Source organism: Streptomyces sp. NPDC005803, assembly GCF_040630435.1.
Taxonomy (GTDB): Bacteria; Actinomycetota; Actinomycetes; order Streptomycetales; family Streptomycetaceae; genus Streptomyces.
On sequence record NZ_JBEXXO010000028.1, the window covers coordinates 29,106 to 41,500 of the forward strand.

12 protein-coding genes are annotated in these 12,395 nt (G+C 73.0%); 6 read left to right on the top strand and 6 right to left on the bottom strand.

Annotation, left to right across the window (positions count from 1 at the left end; all coding sequences use genetic code 11):
- Positions 1–24 precede the first annotated feature (24 nt).
- Both alc and allB read right to left on the bottom strand, forming a co-directional pair.
- On the bottom strand, positions 25–1,137 hold the full coding sequence (gene alc / locus ABZ454_RS31390) for an allantoicase (protein ID WP_359542965.1): 1,113 nt from the start codon (positions 1,135–1,137) through the stop codon (positions 25–27).
- Positions 1,134–2,483: an allantoinase AllB gene (gene allB, locus ABZ454_RS31395; protein WP_356317042.1), complete on the bottom strand. Its 1,350-nt coding sequence runs from the start codon at positions 2,481–2,483 to the stop codon at positions 1,134–1,136. The genes alc and allB overlap by 4 nt, the downstream gene beginning before the upstream one ends.
- Before the next feature lie 326 nt (positions 2,484–2,809).
- Here allB and ABZ454_RS31400 point away from each other — a divergent pair, with 326 nt between their 5' ends.
- Positions 2,810–3,610, top strand: a complete 801-nt coding sequence (locus tag ABZ454_RS31400; RefSeq protein WP_356317040.1) for an IclR family transcriptional regulator — start codon at positions 2,810–2,812, stop codon at positions 3,608–3,610.
- 112 nt (positions 3,611–3,722) lie between these two features.
- Here the strand turns inward: ABZ454_RS31400 and ABZ454_RS31405 are convergent, their stop codons facing one another.
- Positions 3,723–4,403 (bottom strand): ABC transporter ATP-binding protein, encoded by a 681-nt coding sequence (locus tag ABZ454_RS31405; protein WP_359542966.1) that lies wholly within the window; start codon positions 4,401–4,403, stop codon positions 3,723–3,725.
- Between the two features lie 70 nt (positions 4,404–4,473).
- Positions 4,474–5,565 carry an ABC transporter permease gene (locus ABZ454_RS31410; protein ID WP_359542968.1) on the bottom strand — a complete coding sequence of 364 codons (1,092 nt, stop codon included), beginning with the start codon at positions 5,563–5,565 and terminating at the stop codon, positions 4,474–4,476.
- A gap of 110 nt (positions 5,566–5,675) precedes the next feature.
- Here ABZ454_RS31410 and ABZ454_RS31415 point away from each other — a divergent pair, with 110 nt between their 5' ends.
- Together ABZ454_RS31415 and ABZ454_RS31420 are read left to right on the top strand one after the other, a co-directional pair.
- Positions 5,676–6,872: a sensor histidine kinase gene (locus tag ABZ454_RS31415; protein ID WP_359542970.1), complete on the top strand. Its 1,197-nt coding sequence runs from the start codon at positions 5,676–5,678 to the stop codon at positions 6,870–6,872.
- Positions 6,869–7,501, top strand: a complete 633-nt coding sequence (locus ABZ454_RS31420; RefSeq protein ID WP_359542971.1) for a response regulator transcription factor — start codon at positions 6,869–6,871, stop codon at positions 7,499–7,501. Before ABZ454_RS31415 ends, ABZ454_RS31420 begins: the two co-directional genes overlap by 4 nt.
- Positions 7,502–7,580: 79 nt before the next feature.
- On the opposite strand, the gene ABZ454_RS31425 is transcribed toward ABZ454_RS31420, so the two are convergent.
- A complete protein-coding gene (locus ABZ454_RS31425) occupies positions 7,581–7,895 on the bottom strand; it encodes a DUF5955 family protein (protein ID WP_359542972.1) in 315 nt (104 codons plus the stop codon).
- Between the two features lie 206 nt (positions 7,896–8,101).
- Between ABZ454_RS31425 and ABZ454_RS31430 the strand changes: the two genes are divergently transcribed.
- Both ABZ454_RS31430 and aceB read left to right on the top strand, forming a co-directional pair.
- Positions 8,102–8,734: a nucleotidyltransferase family protein gene (locus ABZ454_RS31430; RefSeq protein ID WP_359542973.1), complete on the top strand. Its 633-nt coding sequence runs from the start codon at positions 8,102–8,104 to the stop codon at positions 8,732–8,734.
- A 234-nt stretch (positions 8,735–8,968) separates the two neighbouring features.
- Positions 8,969–10,588: a malate synthase A gene (aceB, locus tag ABZ454_RS31435; protein ID WP_359542975.1), complete on the top strand. Its 1,620-nt coding sequence runs from the start codon at positions 8,969–8,971 to the stop codon at positions 10,586–10,588.
- A gap of 83 nt (positions 10,589–10,671) precedes the next feature.
- On the opposite strand, the gene ABZ454_RS31440 is transcribed toward aceB, so the two are convergent.
- Complete coding sequence (locus ABZ454_RS31440; RefSeq protein ID WP_359542976.1) at positions 10,672–11,397, bottom strand: DUF4232 domain-containing protein; 726 nt, start codon at positions 11,395–11,397, stop codon at positions 10,672–10,674.
- A gap of 288 nt (positions 11,398–11,685) precedes the next feature.
- On the opposite strand from ABZ454_RS31440, the gene ABZ454_RS31445 reads away from it, so the two are divergent.
- A complete protein-coding gene (locus tag ABZ454_RS31445; RefSeq protein ID WP_356317021.1) occupies positions 11,686–12,333 on the top strand; it encodes a hypothetical protein in 648 nt (215 codons plus the stop codon).
- Positions 12,334–12,395 lie beyond the last annotated feature (62 nt).

The window sequence follows — 12,395 nt, forward strand, 5'->3', positions numbered from 1 at the left end:
ACGCGGCGGGGCGGCACGGTCCGTTCAGCCGCCCAGCTCGGCGTGACGGGCGGCCAGCCGCATGGCGCCCTCTGCGGTCAGCGAGCCGAAGAGGCGCAGCCGCGAGATCCCGCCGTCCGGGAAGATGTCGAGGCGGACCTCACCCGCCCCTACGGCCTCCGGCAGGACGAAGCGGTGGTTGGTGTCGGGCTGCAGCCGGGTCCTGGGCAGCACTTCGGCCCAGTCGCCGCCCGTACCGCGGGCCGACAGGCTCGCCCAGCCCGCCGCGTTGCCCTTCAGATACGCGGTGTCGATCTCGACGGCGCGGATCTCCGCCTCTTCGACGAGGTGGTAGTGGATCCAGTCGTTGCCCCGGTCGCGCCGGCGCCGGGTCTCCCAGCCGTCGTCCATCTTGTGGGAGCGGCCGGGCTGGATGGTGTGGGTCGCCGGGGAGTAGAAGCGGTCCGACGCGTCCTCGACCCGGCCGCCGTTCTCCAGCGCGACCAGGTCGAAGGTGCCGAGCGCCGTCAGCCAGCCGGGGTCCGGGGCCACGTCGCCGTACACCCGGAGCCGGGCTATGCCCCCGTCGGGGTGCTGGTTGACCCGCAGATGGGTGAAGCGCTGCGGCACGTCGATGGCGAACCCGTTGGCCGCGTGGCCGCCGACGGCCGTACGGGGGACGAGCGTCGTCCACTTCACGCCGGGCGCGCAGAGGTCGTCGGGGGACGGTGAGCCGGGCGACGAGACGGCCTCGACGGAGACCGCCTGCGGGTAGTTGCCGCGGAAGTGCGCGGTGTCGACGACGATGCCGCGCACGACGCCCGGTGCGCCGAGGCGGATCAGCGCCCAGTCGTGGTCCTCGGTGGTGGGGTGCGGCTGTACGGCGCTCACGCCACGGCGCCGGCGGGTCTCCCAGCCGTCCATGATCTTGCCCTTGTGCCCGAAGCGCTCGGGGTCGAAGTGGGCGGGCCCGGGCGTCAACAGGTTCTCCCGCTCGGCGAAGAACTCGTCGTTGGCGGCGATCACCCCCGCGCCGAGCCGCCGGTCGGCCAGGTCGACGAGGTGGGTGAAGGGGAGGTCGGCGGTGCGGTAGTCGGCGTACGGGTCGCCGCCGCCGTACGGGTTCGCGTCGCCGGTGAAGTGCGCTGTCGCCGTCATGATCGGTGGGCCCTTTCGAGGAGCCGGCCCGTGGGCGCGGCGAGGATGCCTTCGGCTGCGATCCGTACGCCGCGTAGCCAGGTCGACCGCACGACGCCGTGCAGGGTCCGGCCGGCGTACGCGGTGACCTGGTTGCGGTGGAAGAGGGCTGCCGGGTCGACGGTGAAGGTGGCGTCGGGGGCCAGCACGGCGAAGTCGGCGTCGCGGCCGGCCTCGATGGCGCCCTTGGCGGTCAGTCCGGCCAGCGCGGCGGGGGCGGCCGACATCCAGCGGGCGACGTCGTCGAGCGAGTGGCCCCGCCTGCGCGCCTCGGTCCAGATCGCGGGCAGTCCGAGCTGGAGGGAGGAGATGCCGCCCCAGGCGGAGGCGAAGTCGGGCGTCTTGAGGTCGGTGGTGCAGGGCGAGTGGTCGGAGACGACGCAGTCGATGGTGCCGTCGGCGAGTCCCTGCCAGAGCGCGTCCTGGTTGGCGGCCTCGCGGATGGGCGGGCAGCACTTGAACTCGGTCGCCCCGTCGGGTACTTCCTCGGCGGTGAGGGTGAGGAAGTGCGGGCAGGACTCGACGGTGACGCGGACGCCCTCGCGCTTGGCGCCGGCGATCAGCGGCAGCGCGTCGCTGGAGGAGAGGTGCAGGATGTGGACGCGTGCGTTCAGCCGCTTCGCGTGGGCGATGAGGCCCTCGATCGCGGTGTTCTCAGCGTCGCGCGGCCGGGAGGCGAGGAAGTCGGCGTAGGCGGGGCCGCCGCGCTGCGGTGCGGACGCCAGGTGGTGCGGGTCCTCGGCGTGCACGATCAGCAGGCCGCCGAAGCCGGCGATCTCGGCCATCGAACGGGCGAGCTGCTCCTGGTCGAGCTCGGGGAACTCCTCGACGCCGGAGGGCGAGAGGAAGCATTTGAAGCCGAAGACCCCGGCCTCGTACAGCGGGCGCAGGTCCTTGACGTTCGAGGGGATCGCGCCGCCCCAGAAGCCGGTGTCGATGTGCGCCTTGGGGGCCGCCACCCGCTGCTTGACGCGCAGGTGCTCGACGGTGGTGGTCGGCGGGAGCGAGTTGAGCGGCATGTCGATCAGTGTGGTGATCCCGCCGGCCGCGGCGGCGCGGGTCGCCGTGGAGAACCCTTCCCACTCGGCGCGGCCCGGGTCGTTCACGTGGACGTGCGTGTCCACGAGTCCGGGCAGCAGGACGTCGTCGCCGAAGTCCTCCACCCGGGCGTCCCGCGGCGCCTCGGCGTCGTACGGCAGGACGGCCTCGATCGTCCCGCCCGCGACGTGGACCGCGGCGGGCCGGGTGCCGCCGGGTGTGACGACGCGCGTCGAGCGCAGTACCAGCTTCACGTCCGTACCGGACACCCGTGCTCCCCACTTCGTGAATTCAACGAACTGTTGAAGGAGTCTTCACTCGGGACCGCGACCCGTCAAGACCCCATTCTTCACTCGGCCCACCCAGCCGACCACGCGAGACGCCGATCCATGATTTCCGCGAAGTAAAAGACTGATTTCACACTACGGAATGTAGAGTGGGCGGTACGCGGCGCCTCACCGGCCGCCGGCCCGGCCCCGGACACCCGGGCGAACGAGCGCTGACCGGCCAGGACGGCGCCCCTGCGACAGTGGGCCGATCGGGAAGTGCCCGGTAGTCTGCTGCCTTGCTCTTCCGCATCGAAAGGACCGTTGACGTGCCGCCGTCCCACGCCAGCACTTCCGACTCCAGGCCCGCCGGTTCCAGCGGCGGTGTGCAGTCCCTTGAGCGCGCCTTCGATCTGCTGGAGCGGATGGCCGACGCGGGGGGCGAGGTCGGCCTGAGCGAGCTCTCCGCCAGCAGCGGCCTCCCGCTGCCCACCATCCACCGGCTGATGCGCACCCTCGTGGTGTGCGGTTATGTACGCCAGCAGCCCAACCGGCGCTACGCGCTGGGCCCGCGCCTGATCCGGCTCGGCGAGTCCTCCGCCCGGCTGCTCGGCACCTGGGCCCGCCCGTACCTGGCCCGGCTGGTCGAGGAGACCGGCGAGACGGCCAACATGGCGCTGCTCGACGGCGACGAGGTCGTGTACGTGGCGCAGGTGCCGTCCAAGCACTCGATGCGCATGTTCACCGAGGTGGGCCGCCGGGTGCTCCCGCACTCCACGGGCGTCGGCAAGGCCCTGCTGGCGCACACCCCGCCGGACGAGGTGCGGGCCCTGCTCGCGCGCACCGGGATGCCGGCCGCCACCGAGAAGACGATCACCACCCCGGACGGCTTCCTGGACGCCCTGGAGCAGGTCCGCAGGGTGGGGTACGCGGTGGACGACAACGAGCAGGAGATAGGGGTCCGCTGTCTCGCGGTTCCGGTGCCCGACTCCCCCACCTCCGCGGCGCTCTCGATCTCCGGACCGGCGGGCCGGGTGACCGAGGCGGCCACCGAACGCATCGTGCCGATCCTCCAGCAGGCCGCCAAGGAACTGTCCGAGGCGCTGGCCAGCAGCGGGCCGGCGAGCTGAGGCGCGAGGTGGGGTGGTCCGGAGCGTTCGCGCTCGGGGCCGCCCCTTCGCCGTGCCCTGGCAGCCCCGCCGGGTCCGCCGTCCCCCGGCCGTCAGGCCGGCGCCGGGGCGCTCACGCCAGGGCCGGGGCCGTCAGCCGGCCGTCCCGCATCGTGACGGTCAGGTCCGTCCGGTCCAGATGGGCACGGTCGTGGGTGACCATCACGGTCGCCGTGGACCGCTGCCGGGTCAGCGAGACGAGGAGATCGAGCACCGCCACTCCCCGTTCGTGGTCCAGCGCGCTGGTCGGTTCGTCGACGAGCAGGACCGCCGGGTCGTTCATCAGGGCCCGCGCGATGTTGATCCGCTGGCGCTGCCCGCCCGAGAGCTGATGGGGCCTGCGGTCGGCCTTGTCGGCGAGTCCGACCGCGTCGAGCAGGTCCAGTGCGCGGGCCCGGGCGGTCCGGGCGGCACCGCCCGACAGGTGCGTCATGACCTGGAGCTGCTCGGCGGCGGTCAGCGACGGCAGCAGACTGGGCTGCTGGAAGACGATGCCGATCCGCTCGCGGCGCAGCGCCGCCTTGTCCGCGCGGCCGAGCCCGGCGGTATCCGTACCGGCGACGACGACGGCGCCCTCGTCGGGGGTGACGAGGGTGGCCGCCACGGCGAGCAGACTCGACTTGCCGGAGCCGGACGGGCCCACGACGGCGGCGAGCGCGCCCGCGGGCACATCGAGCGTGACGCGGTCCAGGGCGGTGAGCCGCCCGTCCCCGTCGGGGTAGGTGAGGGTGACGTCGGTGAGCGTGAGGGTCATCGGGCGCTCCGGGGTGCGGTGAACGGGGCGGGGATCATCGGGCGCTCCGGGACGGGGCGCGGTGCGGGGGTCATCGGACGCTTCCGAGTGCGGTGAGCGGGTCGACTGCGGTGATCCGCCGGATGGAGAGGGCCGCCCCGACCGCGCCGAGGGCGATCATCACGGCCGCCGGGACGAGGACGGTCGCCGCGTCGAGGACGAAGGGCACGGCCCCGCCGCTGACGAGCACGCCGATGCCGGAGGCGAGCGCGGTGCCCACCCCCGTACCGACGGCGAGCACCACCACGGCCTGCCCGAGTGCGTCCCGCAGCAGGTAGGGCGTGGAGGCGCCCAGTGCCTTGAGTACGGCGACATCGCCGCTGCGCTGGATCGTCCACACGGTGAAGAACGCGCCGATGACCAAGGCGGAGATGGCGAACAGGAAGCCGCGCATCAGCTGGAGGGAGCCGTTCTCGGCCTGGTAGGAGCCGATGGCGGTGAGGGAGCCGTCGAGCGTGAGCGAGCGGGTGCCCGCTGCCCGGTCGCCGGCGGCCAGGTCGGCCGCGCCGGTGGTGGTCAGCGCGATGACGGTGGCGTGCTCCGCGCCGCCCTCGCCGTCGGCCCCGAACCGCTGCCAGTCGGCGAGCGTGGTCCACACGACCGGCGTATGGCTGTACGACGCGTCGCCGGCGACCGCCGCGACGGTGACCTCGGCGCCGGCGAGCCGCACCCGGTCACCGGCCCGTACGGACAGGTCAGCGGCGGCCCGCTCGGACAGCACGACCTCGCCCGGGGCGACCGGCGGACCGGCGGGCGCCAGGCCGCTGCCTGGCTCGACGCCGAACGCCGAGACGGCCGCCGTCCGCCCCCCCGCCACCGCGGCGGCGTTCAGTGTGCGGATGCCGAGGGGCTCCGCCGCGCTGACTCCCGGCTGCTCCTCCCAGCTGCGCCAGGCGGTCTCCCGCACGGACGAACCGGTGAAGGACACCGGCCGGCCGTCGGGCGGGGCGGCGAAGGCCAGGTGGTCGGCGTCCAGCCCCGTGACGGCCGAGGTGTTCTCCCGGGCCAGCCCGGCGGTGAGGCCGGACAGCAGACCCACGAGCAGCGTGATCAGCACCACGACCGTACCCATGAGCGCGAACCGGCCCTTGGCGAACCGAAGATCTCTCCATGCGACGAACATGACCCCAGCCTCGGCTCCCTGGGCCGTGGAAACATCGCCCGCGGGCCGGTCCCGACATCAACCTTTCGATTGACCGGCTCCGCGCACCCCGCGTCTACGCTGGACGAATCATGGAAACGCGTGTCCATCCCCCGGTCGCCGCCGCGCTGCGGCTGTGCCTGCACGCCCTGCTGCTGGGGCTGCTGGCGCTCGCGGCGGTGAAGGCCGTGAGCGACGAGGCCCCGCGCGCCGGAGCCGTCGTCGTGGTCGCGGGTGCACTGGCCGGGGTGTACGCGGCGGGGGCACTGGCACCGGCCGTCCAGCCCCGGGCCCGGGCGGGGGCGCTCTGGCTCGCGGTACTGGGAGCGCTCTGGCTGGTGCTGCTGGTGCTGTCACCGGACGCGCTGTGGCTGGCGTTCCCGCTCTACTTCCTCCAGTTGCACCTGCTGCCGATCCGGTGGGGCCTGCCCGCCGTGGTGGTGACGGCGGCGGCCGCCATCGCCGGTTTCCTGCTGCACGGCGAGCCGGTCACCCCCGGTACGTTCATCGGCCCGCTGCTCGGAGCGGCGGTCGCGGTCGCCACGGTCCTCGGGTACGACGCCCTGTTCCGCGAGAGCGAACGCCGTCGCGAGCTCATCGAGGAGCTCGTCTCGACCCGGGCGGAGCTGGCGGAGGCGGAGCGGACCGCCGGGACGCTCGCCGAACGCGAACGGCTGGCCCGCGAGATCCACGACACCCTCGCGCAGGGCCTCTCCAGCATCCAGCTGCTGCTGCGCGCCGCCGAACGCACCCTTCCGGTGGGCGCCCCAGCGGCGCCCCACGTCCGTCAGGCCCGCGAGGCCGCCCAGGACAATCTCGCCGAGGCCCGTCGCTTCGTACGCGCCCTGACCCCGCCCGCTCTGCAGAACGGCTCCCTGGCCGCCGCCCTGGAGCGGCTCTCGGCCCGCACCACCACGCCCGCGCTCACGGTGCAGTTCGCCGTCAGCGGCACCCCGGTGGAGCTGCCCACGCCGTACGAGGTGGCGCTGCTGCGTACCGCGCAGTCGGCGCTGGCCAACACGGTGCGGCACGCCGGCGCGCGACGGGCGGAGATCACCCTGAGTTTCATGGACACCTCGGTGGCGCTGGACGTGGTCGACGACGGCCGCGGGTTCGCCGACGACACCACCGCGAGCACCGGGACGGGCGGCTTCGGCCTGCCGGCCATGCGCTCCCGGGCCCGTTCGCTGGGCGGCACCCTGAGTGTGGAATCCGCGCCCGGTCAGGGCACGGCCCTCGCGCTGACGCTGCCGCTCCCCGCCGGCCGGGCCGGGCAGGACGCCGCATGAGCGCTCCGATCAGGCTGCTGCTCGCCGACGACCACCCGGTGGTCCGGGCGGGGCTGCGGGCCGTCCTGGACACCGAGCCGGACTTCCAGGTCGTCGCCGAGGCCGCCACCGCCGAACGTGCGGTGGCCCTGGTCGCGACCGGCGCGTTCGACGTCGTCCTGATGGACCTGCAGTTCGGTGCCGGGCTGCACGGGTCGGAGGCCACCGCCGCGATCACGGCGGCTCCGGACGCGCCCCGGGTGCTGATCCTGACCACGTACGACAGCGACGCCGACATCCTGGCGGCGGTGGAGGCGGGCGCGGCCGGCTATCTGCTCAAGGACGCCCCGCCGGAGGAACTGGCCGCCGCGGTCCGTACGGCGGCGGCCGGCCGCTCCGCCCTGGCCCCGGCGGTGGCCCACCGGCTGATGGACCGCATGCGCACGCCGGCCCAGGCGCTCACCAAGCGCGAGCTGGAGGTGCTGCGACTGGTCGGTGAGGGACTGTCGAACCTCCAGATCAGCAAGCAGCTGTTCCTCAGCCAGGCCACGGTGAAGTCCCATCTGGTGCACATCTACGCCAAGCTGGGCGTGGACTCGCGCACCGCGGCCGTGGCGGCGGCGACGGCCCGCAGGCTCATCCGCCGCTGAGGCCGGGGGGTGGGTGGGGCGGTCGCGCCCCCCCTGGCCTCGACCGCCCGAAGCCCACGCCTCAGCGGCGGCTCATACGTCAGCGGCGCGGCGGCTCGCCGAACAGATCGACCGCGATCCGTACGTCCCTGAGTGCCGACGCCAGGGCGCTGACCGAGCCGATCGCCCCCGCGATCAGCAGCAGCGACCGCCGGAGCCGGGGAATCTCGGGCGCGCCGCCGGCCGCCATCGCGTCCAGCGCCGCCAGCTCGTCCTCGGCGATCGCGCGGTCCGGGAACTCCGCGGGATGTCCGGCCAGCTCACGGCGGAGCCGGGAGACGGCCGTACGCAGCTCCGTCACTCTCGGGTCCTCGCCACTGCTGGTCACCCGCGCCTGCCCCACGCTCTTCAACAAAGCACTCCCCCTCGCACATCTTTGTGCCGGTGTCTCGACCCGTCCCCGGACCGTGGTCAAGTGTCCGGGGGTGCGGGCAAGTTAACGCCATGACAGGTGTCGGGCGCCACTCCGCCGTCGGAACTCGGAGTGTCCCGCAAAGGGACGCGCGCGCCAAGACGGTTCCGGTCCGTGCGGAAAGGGCCCGTCCGGGGTATCCAGGCGGCATGACAAGCACACCGCGCACCCCCTCCTCACCTCCCCCGGCCGCCGCGCCCGTCCTGGCCGGACTTCTGCTGGCGGCGGGCGGCGGGCGGCGGCTCGGCGGGCGCCCGAAGGCCCTGCTGGAGCACCGCGGCCGCCTCCTGGCCGACCACGCCGCACGCACTCTGCGGGAGGGCGGCTGCGACCCGGTCCACGTGGTGCTCGGCGCGGCGGCCGACGAGGTACGGGCGCGGGCCGAGCTCTCCGGCTGCACGGTGAGCGTCAACCCGCAGTGGACCGAGGGCATGGGCTCCTCGCTCCGGGCGGGACTCGCCGCCCTCTCCGGCTCGGGCGCGGACGCGGTCGTCGTACTCCTGGTCGACCAGCCCGGCATCGGCGCCGAGGCCGTGGCCCGGGTGCGGGCGGCGTACCGCTCGCGGACGAGCCTGGCGGCGGCCTCGTACGGCGGGGAGCGCGGCCATCCGGTGCTCTTCGGGGCCGCTCTGTGGGCGGACATCGCGGCCGGCGCGGTGGGTGACCAGGGGGCCCGGGCCTATCTGCGGGCGCACCGCGATGCGATCACGCTCGTCGAGTGTTCGGATGTGGCTCAGGCGTACGACATCGACACGGCGGCCGACCTCTCCCACCTCGACTGAAGGCTCTGGCACGCTGCGCCAGTCCCCCGCCGCTTCTGTCGACCCGGAGAATCTCGACATCAACAAACCATTGAACTTCCACCATGAGGAAACTACTATCCACTGGTCAGAAGCCCTCTGCACCTCAGACGGCGACCACGGCCGTATCCCGGAGCCATGGCACACCGTGCCGTTCCAGGCGACCCGGCGGCCGTGAGACGCCGTCCGCACCGCCCGCTGAAGGAGTGACAGCTCATGTCCGCACCAGCGCCGTCCTCGCTGGCCATCGTCGACGCCGAGACCCTGCCCCGGCAGGACGAGGTCCTCACCCCCGCGGCCCTCGCGTTCGTGGCCGAGCTGCACCGCCGGTTCACGCCCCGGCGGGACGAGCTGCTCGCCCGCCGCGGTGAGCGCCGCGCCGAGATCGCCCGCACCTCCACGCTGGACTTCCTGCCGGAGACCGCCGCGATCCGCGCGGACGACTCCTGGAAGGTCGCACCGGCGCCGGCCGCGCTCAACGACCGCCGGGTCGAGATCACCGGCCCCACCGACCGCAAGATGACCATCAACGCCCTCAACTCGGGCGCCAAGGTCTGGCTCGCCGACTTCGAGGACGCCTCCGCCCCGACGTGGGAGAACGTCGTCCTCGGCCAGCTCAACCTGATCGACGCGTACAACCGCGCCATCGACTTCACGGACCCGAAGTCAGGCAAGTCGTACGCCCTGAAGCCGGCCGACGAGCTGGCGACCGTCGTCACCCGCCCCCGCGGCTGGCACCTGGACGAGCGCCACCTCCAGCTCGACGGCACCCCGGTGCCCGGCGCCCTGGTCGACTTCGGCCTCTACTTCTTCCACAACGCGCAGCGCCTGATCGACCTGGGCAAGGGCCCCTACTTCTACCTCCCCAAGACGGAGTCGCACCTGGAGGCCCGCCTCTGGAACGACATCTTCGTCTTCGCCCAGGACGAGCTCGGCATCCCGCAGGGCACGGTCCGCGCCACGGTCCTGATCGAGACGATCACCGCCGCGTACGAGATGGAGGAGATCCTCTACGAACTCCGCGACCACGCCTCCGGGCTGAACGCCGGCCGCTGGGACTACCTCTTCTCCATCGTGAAGAACTTCCGTGACGGCGGCTCCAAGTTCGTCCTCCCGGACCGCAACGCGGTGACGATGACCGCCCCGTTCATGCGGGCGTACACCGAACTCCTCGTCCGCACCTGCCACAAGCGCGGCGCCCACGCCATCGGCGGCATGGCGGCCTTCATCCCGTCGCGCCGCGACGCCGAGGTCAACAAGGTCGCGTTCGAGAAGGTCAAGGCCGACAAGGACCGCGAGGCGCACGACGGCTTCGACGGCTCCTGGGTCGCCCACCCCGACCTGGTCCCGATCGCCATGGCCTCGTTCGACGCCGTGCTCGGCGAGAAGCCGAACCAGAAGGAGCGGCTGCGCGAGGACGTCTCGGTGGCCCCGGGCGACCTGATCGCCATCGACACCCTGCACGCCAAGCCCACCTACGACGGCCTGCGCAACGCCGTCGCGGTCGGCATCCGCTACATCGAGGCATGGCTGCGCGGCATGGGCGCGGTCGCCATCTTCAACCTGATGGAGGACGCGGCCACCGCCGAGATCTCACGCTCGCAGATCTGGCAGTGGATCAACGCGGACGTGGTCTTCGAGAACGGCGAGCACGCGACGGCGGAGCTGACCCGCAAGGTCGCGGCCGAGGAACTGACCGCGATCCGCACCGAGATCGGCGACGAGGCCTTCGCCGCCGGCGAGTGGCAGCAGGCCCACGACCTGCTGCTGCAGGTCTCCCTGGACCAGGACTACGCGGACTTCCTGACGCTGCCGGCGTACGAGCGGCTGCGCTGACGCGGCTCGCGTACGCGAGTGCCCCTGGTGCCGTCGGCACCAGGGGCGGAGGCCTGGCCGGTCCGCGCCGGCGTGCACAGCGCTCAGAGCTGGTTGATCGCGCGCATGGCCAGGCCCTCGGTGCCGGCCCAGCCGTTCACCCGGGCCGCTTCGTCGTAGGAGACGGAACGCAGACCGTCGGGCAGGTCGAACAGGAGAGTGCCGGCCAGTTCGGTGCCCTCCCCGGCGACCAGCGTCGCGGTGAACACCTCGGCCTGGTCGTACTCCGCCTCGCCCCCCTCGTCGTTTCCGAAGACGTACAGGCCCGCGTAGGCCTTGCCGCCTCCCGCGACGACGAGGGGCTCGGTGTCCGGCTCCACCAGCCTCTCGACGATCGGAGCCTCGGCACCGGCTCCGAGCCGCACCTGCGGCGAGTCGTTGAGGACACACGGTGACGTGCTGCCGTTGGTGACGGTCAGCAGGAAGTGGCGAGGGGTCTGTCCGGGCGGGTCCTGGAGTTCGACCGTGGTGGTGAGGCCGGTGGCCTCGCAGTCCTGGTGGTCGGTGCCGTTGCCCCCGCCGGTCTCACCACTGTCCCCGGTCTCCCCGGCCGCCCCGCTGCCGGCCCCGGTGCCGGAGTCGCCCGAGGGCTCTGCGCTCTTCGACGTGGCCCCCGCCGGGGCGGAGTCCGACGGGGACGCTGACTTGTCGTCACCCCCGGAGGGCTGACAGGCGGTGGCCGCCAGCAGGGCCGCGGACACGGCGGCCCCCAGGAGGGTGGTGCGCAGGACCTGACGTACCGAACCGGCTCTGACTTCCTTCACGTTCATGGTGCGTTCCTCTTCCCCCGTGACCGGCCCCCGGGACCGGCCTGTGTGCGTGCGATACGAGCGATGGTGACCTGGGCCGAGCAGTCGGGGGACCCTCGATCCGGCTTTGTTACGGCCCTCGCACGGACTGCGTACCGTGGCATGACGATGGCCTCGGCGAGCACGGTCGTGCTCGGTGCGAGCGCGCCGCCCGGCCCCATGACGCGCCCGGCCCTTGTGACATCATCCCGGCGTCGGCCCTCGGACATCGAAAACCGTCCCGCGTCAAGCCAGGGAGCCCCGCGCCTCATGCCCGTGCACTCGCTCGCCCACTCCCCGCTCTCGGCCACCGCCGTACGGGAGTTGCTGGCCATGCCCGCCATGCCGGCCGTCCCCGAGGAGGAGTTCGACGCGTACAGCGAGAAGGTGCTCGGCTGGGAGTACACCGATCTCGTCTGTGACGCCGTCCTCACCAGGCACCATCACGTCCTGTGGTACGAGGGCGCCCCGCTGGGCGACCCGGAGTGCACGCTGGTCCTGACCTTCGGCGAGGCGTACCCCGTCGACCCCCCGGATGCCGATGCCTACGATCACGACGCGCTCGTCGGGCTCGTCGGGGACTGGGCCGGGCTGCCGGGCTGGGTCCTTCTCGGGGAACCCTCCGAAGCGGAGTGCGAAGCCGTGCTCGACCGGGCGGCGGACGTCGTCTCCGCCGAGCTCGGGCCGCCCGTGCGCACACTGCGCGCCAACGACTGGCTCGGCATGGGGCCTCATCTGCGGTGCCGGATATGGCGCACGGGCGAGCACGGAGTCGTGCTCGCCCCGCGCGAGGACGGCGGCCCCTACGGCTATCTGACCCACCTGGTCCTGACCGTGCATCCCTGGCCGGCCGGTGAGGAGCTTCCCCTCGCGGACGAGGACTGTCTGCGGTGGGTGCGGGACCGCATCATCCTGTGACGGCGTGCCCCGGGCGGCCGCCGGAGTTCCGGCGCCCCCGGCATGTGACCGGCCCGCGGAGT

Coding starts and splice junctions, on each gene's coding strand:
- alc (WP_359542965.1), bottom strand. CDS start 1,137: ATGACGGCGACAGCGCACTTCACCGGCGACGCGAACCCGTACGGCGGC.
- ABZ454_RS31405 (WP_359542966.1), bottom strand. CDS start 4,403: ATGACCCTCACGCTCACCGACGTCACCCTCACCTACCCCGACGGGGAC.
- ABZ454_RS31410 (WP_359542968.1), bottom strand. CDS start 5,565: ATGTTCGTCGCATGGAGAGATCTTCGGTTCGCCAAGGGCCGGTTCGCG.
- ABZ454_RS31415 (WP_359542970.1), top strand. CDS start 5,676: ATGGAAACGCGTGTCCATCCCCCGGTCGCCGCCGCGCTGCGGCTGTGC.
- ABZ454_RS31420 (WP_359542971.1), top strand. CDS start 6,869: ATGAGCGCTCCGATCAGGCTGCTGCTCGCCGACGACCACCCGGTGGTC.
- ABZ454_RS31430 (WP_359542973.1), top strand. CDS start 8,102: ATGACAAGCACACCGCGCACCCCCTCCTCACCTCCCCCGGCCGCCGCG.
- aceB (WP_359542975.1), top strand. CDS start 8,969: ATGTCCGCACCAGCGCCGTCCTCGCTGGCCATCGTCGACGCCGAGACC.
- ABZ454_RS31440 (WP_359542976.1), bottom strand. CDS start 11,397: ATGAACGTGAAGGAAGTCAGAGCCGGTTCGGTACGTCAGGTCCTGCGC.
- ABZ454_RS31445 (WP_356317021.1), top strand. CDS start 11,686: ATGCCCGTGCACTCGCTCGCCCACTCCCCGCTCTCGGCCACCGCCGTA.